This is a genomic window from Agathobacter sp. LCP21S3_B2, from assembly GCF_052118705.1.
GTDB lineage: Bacteria > Bacillota > Clostridia > Lachnospirales > Lachnospiraceae > Roseburia.
Map to the genome: position 1 here is coordinate 1 of NZ_JBQKGQ010000006.1, position 12,622 is coordinate 12,622.

General features: G+C 36.7%; 13 protein-coding genes and 1 tRNA gene. 5 read left to right on the forward strand and 9 right to left on the reverse strand.

Annotated features, from left to right (window positions below):
* Nucleotides 1-181 precede the first annotated feature (181 nt).
* Nucleotides 182-1,042 carry a hypothetical protein gene (locus ACTQ1L_RS05595; RefSeq protein ID WP_441365882.1) on the forward strand — a complete coding sequence of 287 codons (861 nt, stop codon included), beginning with the start codon at nucleotides 182-184 and terminating at the stop codon, nucleotides 1,040-1,042.
* A gap of 102 nt (nucleotides 1,043-1,144) precedes the next feature.
* Nucleotides 1,145-1,216, forward strand: a tRNA-Lys gene (locus ACTQ1L_RS05600).
* A 78-nt stretch (nucleotides 1,217-1,294) separates the two neighbouring features.
* Here ACTQ1L_RS05600 and ACTQ1L_RS05605 read toward each other — a convergent pair.
* The 8 genes from ACTQ1L_RS05605 to ACTQ1L_RS05640 form a co-directional block, all read right to left on the reverse strand.
* Nucleotides 1,295-2,494: a tyrosine-type recombinase/integrase gene (locus tag ACTQ1L_RS05605; RefSeq protein ID WP_441365884.1), complete on the reverse strand. Its 1,200-nt coding sequence runs from the start codon at nucleotides 2,492-2,494 to the stop codon at nucleotides 1,295-1,297.
* Between the two features lie 369 nt (nucleotides 2,495-2,863).
* Entirely contained in the window at nucleotides 2,864-3,646 is a 783-nt protein-coding gene (locus tag ACTQ1L_RS05610; protein WP_441365885.1) for a hypothetical protein, read from the reverse strand.
* A gap of 78 nt (nucleotides 3,647-3,724) precedes the next feature.
* Nucleotides 3,725-4,801 (reverse strand): hypothetical protein, encoded by a 1,077-nt coding sequence (locus ACTQ1L_RS05615; protein WP_441365886.1) that lies wholly within the window; start codon nucleotides 4,799-4,801, stop codon nucleotides 3,725-3,727.
* Nucleotides 4,802-4,920: 119 nt separating this feature from the next.
* The gene (locus ACTQ1L_RS05620) at nucleotides 4,921-5,418 is read right to left on the reverse strand and encodes a hypothetical protein (protein ID WP_441365888.1); all 498 of its coding nucleotides are present in this window, start codon (nucleotides 5,416-5,418) and stop codon (nucleotides 4,921-4,923) included.
* Nucleotides 5,415-5,771, reverse strand: a complete 357-nt coding sequence (locus ACTQ1L_RS05625; protein WP_441365889.1) for a hypothetical protein — start codon at nucleotides 5,769-5,771, stop codon at nucleotides 5,415-5,417. The genes ACTQ1L_RS05620 and ACTQ1L_RS05625 overlap by 4 nt, the downstream gene beginning before the upstream one ends.
* Nucleotides 5,772-5,808: 37 nt before the next feature.
* Entirely contained in the window at nucleotides 5,809-6,240 is a 432-nt protein-coding gene (locus tag ACTQ1L_RS05630) for a hypothetical protein (RefSeq protein WP_441365890.1), read from the reverse strand.
* A gap of 59 nt (nucleotides 6,241-6,299) precedes the next feature.
* Nucleotides 6,300-6,713, reverse strand: coding sequence for a hypothetical protein (locus ACTQ1L_RS05635; protein ID WP_441365891.1), 414 nt, complete (start codon nucleotides 6,711-6,713; stop codon nucleotides 6,300-6,302).
* Between the two features lie 128 nt (nucleotides 6,714-6,841).
* Nucleotides 6,842-7,552: an RNA polymerase sigma factor gene (locus tag ACTQ1L_RS05640; RefSeq protein WP_441365892.1), complete on the reverse strand. Its 711-nt coding sequence runs from the start codon at nucleotides 7,550-7,552 to the stop codon at nucleotides 6,842-6,844.
* A 233-nt stretch (nucleotides 7,553-7,785) separates the two neighbouring features.
* Between ACTQ1L_RS05640 and ACTQ1L_RS05645 the strand changes: the two genes are divergently transcribed.
* Nucleotides 7,786-8,529: a hypothetical protein gene (locus ACTQ1L_RS05645; RefSeq protein ID WP_441365894.1), complete on the forward strand. Its 744-nt coding sequence runs from the start codon at nucleotides 7,786-7,788 to the stop codon at nucleotides 8,527-8,529.
* A 229-nt stretch (nucleotides 8,530-8,758) separates the two neighbouring features.
* Here ACTQ1L_RS05645 and ACTQ1L_RS05650 read toward each other — a convergent pair whose 3' ends face one another.
* Nucleotides 8,759-9,415, reverse strand: a complete 657-nt coding sequence (locus ACTQ1L_RS05650; protein ID WP_441365896.1) for a hypothetical protein — start codon at nucleotides 9,413-9,415, stop codon at nucleotides 8,759-8,761.
* A 319-nt stretch (nucleotides 9,416-9,734) separates the two neighbouring features.
* Between ACTQ1L_RS05650 and bioB the strand changes: the two genes are divergently transcribed.
* Nucleotides 9,735-10,712, forward strand: a complete 978-nt coding sequence (bioB, locus tag ACTQ1L_RS05655) for a biotin synthase BioB (RefSeq protein WP_441366062.1) — start codon at nucleotides 9,735-9,737, stop codon at nucleotides 10,710-10,712.
* Nucleotides 10,713-11,060: 348 nt separating this feature from the next.
* Nucleotides 11,061-12,617, forward strand: a complete 1,557-nt coding sequence (locus ACTQ1L_RS05660; protein ID WP_441365897.1) for a diguanylate cyclase domain-containing protein — start codon at nucleotides 11,061-11,063, stop codon at nucleotides 12,615-12,617.
* Nucleotides 12,618-12,622: the final 5 nt, after the last annotated feature.

Genomic DNA, 12,622 nt, shown 5'->3' on the forward strand with positions numbered 1-12,622 from the left:
TCGAGTTTCTGAATTTACTGATGTAAGATTTATTTTTTCCATACGTCCATTATATCAGAAACAATCACAAATTCATACTATAAGTTGTGTTATTTAATAGCCAAAGTAATAATAAGCGTAAACTTTCTGTTATTTCAAATGACACTATTGATAGATGGTTTAATGAATAAGGGGGAATATAATGGATATTACAAGACAATATTTAGACGAAGTTGGAGCAAAGCATATTGTTGATACAGTAAAAACACTTATTAAAAATATTCATCCAACTGTCGATCTGAGTGACTATGCTACGACAAAACAATTAACAGATGCTATAAAAGCGATAGATTTAAGTGGATATATTACAAAAAAGCAATTATCTGACGCATTAGAAGGTGTTACAAGTGGCACTGGTGAAAAAGGAGAAAAGGGTGATACAGGTGTTGGAATTTCTTCTATTGCATTAGTCAACTATGAGCTTATCATTACGCTGACTGACGGAACAGTTCATAATCTTGGCAATGTGCGTGGAGAAAAAGGCGCAAAGGGCGATAAAGGCGAAAAAGGCGCAGATGGTATAAATGGTACTAATGGTACTAATGGTACAGATGGTGTATCACCTACTATTTCTATTACTGAGACAACTAATGGACATACAGTAGCTATTACAGACGTTAATGGCACACAGAGTTTTGATGTCCTTAATGGCAAGGATGGTAAAGATGGTGCTAGTGGCGGTTCAACAGATACACCTAGTCCAGTAGAAAAAGGTAAATCTGCTATTTCTGGTGACAGTAGCTTACAAATTGGCTTAGCTAACGAATGGGTTGGTTCATTTAAAACTGCAAGCGGTGATGCTGTATCAGATGTCACAGGTGTTTGGACAATATCAGATTGCTCATTTGAATCAGATATTACTAAAACAGTTAATGGTAACAACATTGTACTCCAAGTCGATAATAATAATGATATAGATGAAACATTTACATTGAATTTTGCTGATGCTGATAATAAATATGAACCTTCATCAATTGTAATTACTATCGCAGAAGGTTATTAATTGTAGTTGACAATCTAAATCTGATGGTGTACTATAATGACATAGCGCAGATAGTTAAGCGTAATAGAATCGGAAAAGTTAAGTGAGACTATTGATTTTCTTGGATATTAGCTCAGGTGGTAGAGCACTTGACTTTTAATCAAGTTGTCCGGGGTTCGAATCCCCGATGTCTCATTAATTTTTTTATAGTGGAAACGCTGATAAATCAAGCGTTTCCATTTTTTTTATTTTTCTCAAAAGTATAGAAGTTGTTTACTTTTGTTTACTTTTTGCGAGTAAACATCTTTCATCAAGTACTGTGGTAGCTATGCTTAGATCTGTACCTGTAAAATAATTTTTCTTTGCGACCTCTGGGGTATTGCCGAAAAGCTCGGAAGCCATAACAATATTTCCATTGGTTTTGTTTACAACATCCGTAATAGCGTTTCTACGGAAAGAGTGCGGACCTCTTATATTATCTTTCTGGATCTCAATTCCAAGCTTGTGACATATTTTCCTATATACAAGATATACGGCTCTGTTTGTTATAGCTCCATTATCTGTATCAGCTGGAAACAAATATTTGCTGTCTGGATAATATTTGTCATGCATGATCTTAAGCCTTGATAAAAAGTCTTTAAGATCTTTGGTCAGCGGAAAGAATCTTGTTTTATAATTCTTAGTATGATTGACTATAACAAAATCATTACCTGTTGTGAGCTGTTCCTTTGAAATACATATACAAGTATCAGTTATATCATCCCATGTAAGAGCAGGAAGTTCGCCTCGTCTTGCACCCATTAATATCTGCATTTCAAGAGCCCATACAGAACTGTATTTGGGGCGTGATCGTTCTTTTCGATGAAGTTCGTTAATAATAGCAGATACTTCTTGATCGGAATGTATGCGCTCCTCAATTGGTGTTTCAGCGATATACAGGTTTTTAAAGATATTAAAATCCATACGCTGATATAAGTTGTCAGAAATCCAATACTCGGAATAAGCCATATCAAAGACCGATTTCAAGATGCCTCGTAAGGATGCAAAAGCTTTTTTCTTGAGATCATATCTAGTAAGATTGTAAAGACATATCTGCTCAACATCTTTTTTGGTAATTTCGTCAATTGGTGTAGTCGCAAAATCCGTATTTGCAAAATAGCGTTTATAATCAGATCGTGCTTTTATTTGTGTATTTTGAGCACTTAAAAGCTTTTCTGGATCTTTAATAAACTGTAGCTTGCGTTCCTGCACAAGGTCAAAGATTTCCTCGAAAGTCTTTTTAACTTCTGGAATACATGACTCATGTAAATTGTAATGTTCAAAAAGAAACTTCTCTAGGTCGCTTTTTTTCTTTCGTGCAATCGGTTTTCTGCCTCTTATATTGGTTTCGTCAGCGATTGTTGTGTGCCATCTGTTATCTGACTCTGAATAAAAGATAGAATATGGATGCACCTGTTTTAGTATTTTGTTCATTAGCTTGTCCTCCGAAAGGGACATAGCATCTTCAAAAGAGATTATACCACGATTAATATAATATGAAAGCTGTTGAATATAATTTTTTTGATTGTTCAGAATAGATACCATCATAAGGATATCTATTTGAGTAGGATAGATTGTAATGATTTAGACTCGTCATATCGTTATTTCCTTTCATTAAAATTTTGTGATTTATATAAAAAGCTGTTTTACGCAGTAAATAAAACAGTTTGAAAGAGGGTAGATACAGCCGTATCAGTCAGTCGCACATAAGAGGATAAAATACATCCTCTAAGTGCTTTGTGACAGCCTAGACGCTAGGCGTTTTGCGAACAGAGGAATGTCTGATATCGGCTGTATATAGTGTTATACAAGTTGTATAAACTTATTTAGCATATTTTTATAAACGTTATATGCAATATTTTCAAAACCCATCATACGTAACAGGCATAGACTAGACTTATCGACGCTCTTGTACATTTCAACAGCGGTATATGTTGCATTAAGAGATTTAAAATCTTTATAGTATGCAATTTTTCTAACTTTGAATTTGAAGAGATATAATTGTTCATTATGATGGAGCCATATTCCGTACATTTCTGGAGGTTCTGATAAGTTGAAGTTCAAAGTAAATTCAACACCAGTGTGTTCTTTAACGGATTGAGTAATTTCTTTTTCATTTCGTCCGCGCATATAACATCCACGTGGTTGAACTGCTAAACTGTATTTTGTAGGTGAGTCTATGTAGAACTCGTCTACAGATAATGATTTTAGTTGTCTATCAGTCCTTCTGCCGATGTGATTACATTGTAAAGTACTATTATTATCCATGTTTATAATATATCCTCCTTGATGTGCTTTTGCAGGAACTCTTACCGCGAGATTACAGCTATTTGATATTGTACCTGAAAACTGTAAGTCGATAAGTTTAAATCCCAGATCTTGCAGATATTCTTTCCACTCTTTTAATGCTTTAAGAGTGGTATTTGTTGTCCAACCATAATTCGAAAGTTCAAATGTGTGGTTACGAAGTCCTATCACACAAATGAGCGTAGAATACAAGTATATATCTATTTCTATTTTGATAGAACCATTATATTGAGCTATTGCAGTGTAATTGCCATAACTGCGAGTATCTTTTACTTTCATAAGATTTTCGAAGTGTATCATTTGATAATACCTCGCTTTCTTTATAGTGGTGGAGTATATGCCCTCCACCATGGCTTTTTAATTGAATGGTATTTCTGAATCATTGTCTATTGAAGTAAAACCATCTTTTCCTGTTGCTCTCTTGACAAGATCATCATATGAAATCCATTCTGATGCAGGAATTTCATAACTGTGATATAGTCCATCATCAGTTTTCCAATGATATACATAACAGGTTATTCTCCGTAACAATTGATATTCACTATCAATATCACGATTACTGATAGTAACCATTTCTTGATATAGTTCATGGACTGTATAAATGGATGTAAGATGAACTTCTTCCCAAAGGCTGTATACGTTGCTGTATCTGGCATGAATAGGAGTCCTGTAGCCTTGTAATAATTGCAGTAAATATCCATATTTGAAGCTGTCTGTTTTGACCTCATCAAGAAACAGGATTTTTTGGGCTTCGTATGTATCTAGCAATGCGGTACAGCTGTTTGCATAGTCACTGCCGTAGTATATGTTTTCTGCACCATATTGTTCACATAGTTGAACATAAGAATAGCTTTTTCCACTGCCACTTGAGCCTATATGCCATACTACTTTGATTTTTCTAAGTGGTGGAGTATCTGCAAATCGCTTTGCAAAAAACTGTTTACGTATAATAGCTTCATATTGTCGAAAGACAATACTTTGAGACATGATTGTTTCTGGACGCATTCCTTGTTCAAGCATATTTTCAATCTGCTGTAACATTTCCGTTTTATCTGCGGAAATAAAGAACTTTGGGAGCTTGCCTTCCTCATAGAAACTCCCTTCAATCTGTGTTTCTGCTTTGTCTTTGAATTTGTCACCTTCTTTCAGCAGATATGCACGGCATTGCTGGGGACTACCTTTTACATCTGATTCAAGATGAGCATGAGCAAACTGTTTCTGGACGGCTGACCATCTTTTTTTCTTGCCTAACAAGACATAGATATGAAAATGTCTGCAAGTGCCTTCTTCTTCAACCATGCACCAGTAAATAAGATCGTTTTTATGAAATGTCTTATGTACCAGATCTATAATTTTATCTCTATCCAATCCATAATCTGACGGATTATTTTGCGTCAGCATGAAAGCCTTGGATTGCTTATCATAATCTGCCATGATAATAACCTCCTTTCCTGTTTATATATTTATATCTCAAATCACGGATATGACGATTTCGGAGATAATGAAAAACCTATAGCGGAGTTATTCCGCCATAGGCTTAGAGTGAGTAACTGTTAAAAATTAAACAGAGCTTTATTAACAGAGCAGATAATGACTATATCAGCTTCAAAGTCTACAATGTGGTGTATTGTGATTCCAGCCATTAAGTATGGATATAGCATATTGGCTTGACATCCCATGTTACTAAAAAGCACATTGGATACTGTCCTAAAATCAGTATTCATATTATCACGAATACTGTCTAAGACTATGCGTGTAACTCGTGTAGGGGTTTCCTTGGCTAAGCTGTAGCGAAAGAAGACTTCTTTTCCTATAACTTTCCATCCAGCAGGGCGGATGTTCTGATACGCTCCGATCTTTTTTATGGTCGAATAATTACCATTACTTAGGACATAATACAGATCATTTATCATTTCAATCTGTGAATAATTGATAGAGTCACTTATATTAGCTCTAAGCTGTTTTTGATAGTTTTCGTTACTCTTTCTGAGTTTTTCCTTAACCTCGTTAGTTACACCTGTTAAGATTTGTTCTAATTTTTTGTTTTTCATATTAGATTTTCCTCCTCAAAATATGTTCTAGGATTATTAATAATCCAAAAGTTTGTTCCGAAACCATAAATGGTTTTGTCTTTGTAGATTTTCAATCCCTCGATGTGTACGGCAACGAATGGCTCGCCAGAATAAAAGTCATTTTTCATTTTATCTGTTTCACAATTAGGGAACATTCCGTTTGCGGGAATGAAAACAGGAATTTCTCCCTGTCCAGCAGTTTTATTAGAATCAACTGCTATGTTAAGAACCAAATAACGTGGTGTCCTTTGATCTTTTTCAGTTGTTATCGCAAAATTGCTAACGAACTGAATATATTTAGACGCCAAAGGCGCAATTGATATATATTCCATTCTCATCCTTTCACGGGAGGCTTGAGCCTCCCCATTTTTATATTCTGATTAGTGGCTCTGATGGAGCAGTGGGCGATTTCATCTTAAAATCATCTGCCGTAAAATATAGTCCATGACCTCCATTATTAATGGTAATGCTTGGAAAACTAATCTGTATCTGATGATTATTCATCCGATCAAGTAATGATCTATATCGTCTGTAGATAAGCTCGTCATAGCATATTATTGTTACGGTAAGTCCTCCTGTTTGAGTTAGCACTCGTAAGCGAATAACAGGTGTTTTATTTCTTATAACACCTTTACTTGCTTTGAGTACTGGAAGATACTCGCTACCAGTTGACGAAAAAGCAGAGGTAGGAAATGTTAAGCTGTTAACAAATACTGGTGAATTTATTTTAGACTTCATTACCAATGCTTTAGACTCAATTGTCATTTCTGCAAGAAATGATGTATTTAATGGTGTATTCATTAATTCTCCTTTCAAAAGAGAGAAGAGGGGCAGTTCTCTCAATGTACGTTGTTTATAAGTTACAGATCAACCTCATCATCAAGGTCATCGTCATATGCCTCAATCGTTATGACGGATAGTTCTGTTGCGGTTGCAGTTATTCCCTGCTTTATCCGTCCGTCATTCAGTAAGGAATAATATTTTCCTTTAAAGGTTCCATTGAATGATACTTTTACGAGCATATCCGAATCAAGCGCCGATTGAACCTGCTTGACTGTATCAGCTACATCTAATGGTAGTTTTACTGTCTGGACTTCGCCAGACTTTGGAGCGATTACATCAATATTGTAACCGTCCAGTTCATTTGTTACTTTTTTTGTATCATGGTCTCTTTTGTATCTTTTTGATACATTTGATACTGTGAGATCAGCCTTCTTTGATCGGAAGACAGTCGTTTGATTGAGGATTATTCCTCTGGGTGATATCGTAGGCATTTCAAAAGCCCTCCCTTCAATACTTTTTTATGCCCCTCTATCTATTACATCTGTTTTTGAAAAAATGACGAAAAAATTTTAAAAAAAATAAAAAAAGGACACCACATTTTCTGTGGTGCCCGTAACATTTAGTTTCCTAATTTTTCCGCCAGCAATTTTAAGGCTTTTTTTCTTCGACTTGCAATTGTGGTTCTTGGACATTCCAGCTTTTTAGAAATTTCATTTTCATTATAATTTTTATAATAATATAATTCTATAATTTCTCTTTGTGCTGGCTTTAAATCCTTAATACACTCTTTAAGTTTAATCTTAAGTTCCTGTTCTTCCTGCATAGTTTCTTTCATAGTTATTATATCAAGAACATCTGGACTGGGTTCTGTTGGTGTGTTACATCTCATTTTAACAGGTTTCTTTTTTTCTTTTTTCTCAGATTTTCCATTGGTCTTGAAAACCTCATCACTATGCGCTGATGGAACGGTATATTTGAATGAAACCGATTCATCATTGGAAATTAATCTTTCTGTTGCATAAACTGTTATCGCGATAATTGCATCATAAGGTGATAAATCATGTATATCTTGTTTCTTATATGGATTTGTATACATTTTGGCTTTTCTTATGTCAAAGACCATGCGATGCTCTTTTTGTCCGTTGCCGTGAGAATGATACATGATGCTTCCATCTTCATATACAATAATATCAACCTCGGAATCTGAATGCTGGTCTATGATATTTAATCCGCTTTTCTGTAACTGTTGTGGTGTTAAAACCCTCCCTGTCTTCTTATTTCTTGTAATAGTACTTGTTAATTGGTTTACTAAAATTTCATATGTTAGCATATTGTTCTGCCTTAGCAGAACGGTACCGCTATTTATCTAGAATTACTGCATATCCTTTCTTTTTTATTTGGTGAGCTCATGTCCTTTGGACAATATTAATAATACTAGATATATAAGCTGACTTGATTTATGTTTAGCACGTATGCTAAACTTGAGTTATAAAGTCGACTGTTTTGTATGATAAATAGACTGATTTGTTATTGGTTTAAAGTAATAAAGGGAGGATATGTGCCATGCCAGATGTAATGAAAGCAAGAACATTTTCAATATCAGAAGATACATTCAATAATATAAATGAGATATGCAATGTATTTGACTTGACAAAGAGCACATTGTATAGAATTTCCATTTATAATGGAATCAAGAGAATAGGAAATGGTTATCAGCCAACAAGAGACCATCGGAATAAAAAGAAACTGAAAGTAAAAATGAATTTATCACAAGATACATGGGAATTACTTGATTGTATTATAAATAAGGTTAGATATACATGGATAGAATTTATTCCGATAGGAGAGCTTGTTAATATATTTATTGACATAGAGATTAAAGAATTTAAACAATACCAAAAATTAAGTGATGAATATAATCGAATACATGATAGCAACACTGTATATCTAAAACTTAATGTTCCATATAAATTGCATAGTCATATAAGTACAATAGAAAATATGATAGGTAGCGATGCTACTCAATTATGGAGATATTTCGCTTATAGAGGATTTCTGGATGAATACCTGTTTAAAGATATTGATTCAATATATACGGATGTAGATGTATTATATGAAATTAAAAAATTAGGATTATCAAGACAGAAAACTATGACTTTACTTAGATACTTAATTAAAAGCGGTAGAATAACATGGAATAATAAAAAAGGGATGCAAAATGGGAAATGGGATTTTGATAAATCCCGAAAATGGTTAGTGTTTATAAAGGGTTTGCTATATTTGGGCAAAAGGGAACCGCGAGGGTAATAGTACCCCTCGCGGAAAATGCGCCAGTGTGCTCGGACGCTACGCCATCCTGTGCTCGACAGCTCCACCTCCGTTACGCCTGTCTGCGTCAAGGATGCCTGCGTCTGTCCGCACTATGGGCGATATCCTGGAGCTATTATGCCTTTTATCATTTTGTTTTCACCTCCTAATATGTTGAATGGGAACCACGAGGGTTCCCATTATAATGAACGTAATTTAGTGTTATTGATTAGTCTATATGAATTACATAAGAGTCATCTTTCTCTTCTACATCGTATCCTTGCTTTTGAGCTTCTTTTATAATCTCATTTCCCATGTTGGCTGCGTACTCTTCCATTGTTCCGCAGAACTGAGTACCGTCAGGCAAGTAATCGCCTACGTGAAAGACCTTGCCGTAATCCGGGTCTCCCTCCTTCATATAAACTGCATATGATGGCTGGTCTCCTGCAGCTTTGCCATGATCATATGTCCAGCACCATCCTGCTGCTCCGTCTGCACCCTGCGACTGTGCATATAAACTCCATTGATGAACTGCATCCCATTTTCCATTGATGTCTGCCCACTTTGAATTTTCTATCTCGTACTCTTCTTTTAAGACTGTATTGCCATCTTCATCTGTTACCAGGTAGGCTCCAGTCTCTGCTCTTGGTGCATCTGCTTCGCTAGTGCTGCTGTCTTTGCTGTCTGTTGTTGCGGTAACAGGGGCGATGTAATCACTTGTTTCGGTGTTTGTGCTCTCTGTTGCAACTTCTGCAACAACCTCTGTATTAGACTCTGTTGCTGTAGCTTTTTCAGTTGATGGGGTAGTAGAGGCTTTATTGCCACAAGCTACGATAGATAAACCCATTGTTAAACATAAAAATGTAATTATTATTTTTCTTTTCATATGATAGTCTCCTTTATATAGATAAATTGTACCATACTCATATTAGTAATACAATTATTATAGTTACCAAAAAGATGTTTACTTTTGTTTACTTTTGAGATTTGAAGACGCTATATCCCTTGATTTTACGTGTATTCTTAGGGTTCGAATCCCCGATGTCTCATTAAGAAATCGAAAAATCTCTTGACGTTTTCCATTTTTTATCTTATCATTGTTAACCGAAGATGTGATAAAAGTTGACAATAATGCTATCTTAATTATACTTATTATAATGAGATATTACATGAGAGAAGAAACACAGGACACAAAGGAGATTAAAATGGATCCAATAACACTGGCACAGGAGATAATAGACGGAAGAAGAATAACAAGGGATGATGACCTATCATTTTTCCTTACATGTGATTTAGACGATCTGTGTAAGGGCGCGGATATGATCAGGGAAAAGTTCATTGGGGACAAGGTAGACCTGTGCTCCATCATAAACGGACGAAGCGGAAAATGTCCGGAGGACTGCAAGTATTGTGCGCAGTCAGCACATAATCATACAAATTGTGAGGTTTATGATTTTTTACCTGAGGAGAAAATACTTGAGGCCTGCAGGATGAATGAGAGAGAAGGTGTAGACCGCTTTTCTATAGTTACAGCGGGAAAAGCACTGACAGGTGAGGAGTTTGACAAGGCAATACATGCATATGAGACAATGAACAGAGAGTGTAAGATTGATTTATGTGCGTCAATGGGCTTTCTTTCAGCGGAGCAGCTTCACAGACTGCACGAGGCAGGTGTCAGCAGCTATCACCACAATATAGAGACCTCAAAGCGTAATTTCCCCAATATATGCACCACACACACCTATGATATGAAGATTGAGACGCTTAAAAAGGTGAAGGCAGAGGGAATGTATGCGTGCTCAGGCGGCATCATCGGAATGGGTGAAACCTGGGAGGACAGGCTGGATATGGCAGTAAGCCTTGCAGAGGTAGGAGTGGATTCCATTCCGCTTAATGCGCTTATGCCGATTGCTGGTACGCCGTTTGAGGGTCTTGAGCATATCAGTGAGCCTGATATACTGCGTACAGTGTCATTTTTCAGATATATAAATCCAGAGGCTGACATACGTCTCGGAGCCGGCAGGGCGCTGCTTACAAATGATGGGGAGCTTGCATTCAAGTCGGGAGCATCAGCTACAATCACAGGAAATATGCTTACGACAGTAGCTTGTGCCACAATCAGGAGTGACAAGGAAATGCTTGAGAGCATGGGCAGGGATGTGACACCTGAATACATGAAATAAAGGTAATTATTCAGAATATAAAATATGTCAAAGATGCGTAAATTAGTACAGCGAAAATTAAGTTGTTGATACATTGAGCGAGGATGCGGTTTCGAGAGTGCATGTCAAAAAACGCAGGCGTAGCGGGCTACGTCAAGGCTTTTTGGCATGTGCTATCGGAATCGCAGACCGGTCAATGTATCAATTACTTATTATTCGCTGTACTAGTATTAGTGTTGCGCATCTTTTTTAGTACAAACGACAGGATTGGTTGCGGGGTGAAAATTTTTATTATATAATGAAAACAAGTAATTTAAGTAATTTGTCCGGTACAGCATGGAACATGAATAGGCAATGCGGGGAAATAACATGGCTATAAGAACAGAGCAGATGAAAGAAATTCTGGACATCAGATTTGATGATCCGCAAAAAGAAAAGGAATTGTGTATGCAGATGCTTTCAGAAAGCAAGGACAGGTATACGGAAGCCTTTGGCAGGACATATCTGGGAGATGCATATCATACACTTGGACGGATTGATGAAGCCCTGTTCGAGCTTAGAAGAGGACTTGAGCTGTCAGAGGCAGAAGGATATGAGGATCTTTTGTTTATTTTGTACAATCTGATAGGAATCATATACATGTACCGTGATGATGAACAGAGTGCATTGGATTATTTCTTTAACGGTATTGAGCTGTCAGAGAAAATGAATGACAAGATGATGCAGGCAACGCTGTTGTCGAATATAGCTTATACATACAGGATAGCAGGAGCATACGATAAAGCGGAGAGGATGACAGACAGATTTTATCAGATGATATGTGAGACCGATGAAAATAAGTCAAATGTAGAGCTTGACAGAATAAGCTATGAGACAGATAAGATAGGACTTTATCTGTGCAGGAATGAACCGGATAAGGCGTGGGAGCTGATGCAGCTTAGCGAAATACAGGCTGATACAGGCGTAGAAAAATATATTAATTTTGCATTCTATTATGGAATAAAGGGTGATCATAAACAGTGTGCCATGTATATAGATACCGCGATGAGCATACTGAGTGAGGATGTTAACAGATATGAGAGCTTATTATATCAGTTTGAAATAATAAGGATAGCCATAGATGCAGGGCTTTATGAAAAGGCATTGCAGATATCAGAAATCTCTGAGGAGCTGATGGAAGAGAACATAAATATCGGAAAATGGGTAAAGCTCATGGGATACCGCATAGAGATATATGAAGCGCTTGGCTGTACGGATGAGCTTAGTGAAGCCTACAAAAGGTATTTTGAATATGATACCATATACGAGGAAGAGAAAAAACAGGCGGCAGTGACCAGAATCAGGCGAAAGATAGAGCTGATTTATGAAATTGACAGGAAAAAGCAGATAGAGCAAAGGCAGGCTGCACTTTTCGATAAGCGCAGCAATGATGAGCTGACAGGTCTGTACAACAGATGGGGCTTAAAGAACCGGATTAAACAGCTTTATAGCGAAAATGACAGTATGAATACCACACTTATGGTTGCCACTGCAGATGTCGATTTTTTCAAGGAGTATAATGATACATATGGACACATTGCCGGAGACCTGTGCTTAAAATGTGTGGCAGATATTTTGAGACAAAATATAGGCGATGAGGGTATTATTTGCAGATATGGCGGGGATGAATTCCTTTGTGTGATGAGCAATATATCGCAGGCACAGGCCGAGCAGCTTTTTTCTAAGATAAGTGCCGGGCTTGCCGATAAATATATAGAGAATAGCCAGTCAGGGGTTTCTGACAGGGTGACGATAAGCATTGGTGCGGTCATAGCGAAGCAGTCTGCAGCGATGGATTTTGAGACACTTATTCATGAGGCGGATATGGCACTTTATGAGGTAAAAAACAACTCAAAAAATGGATACCGGGTTAAGAGATTAGGTTAGGATAT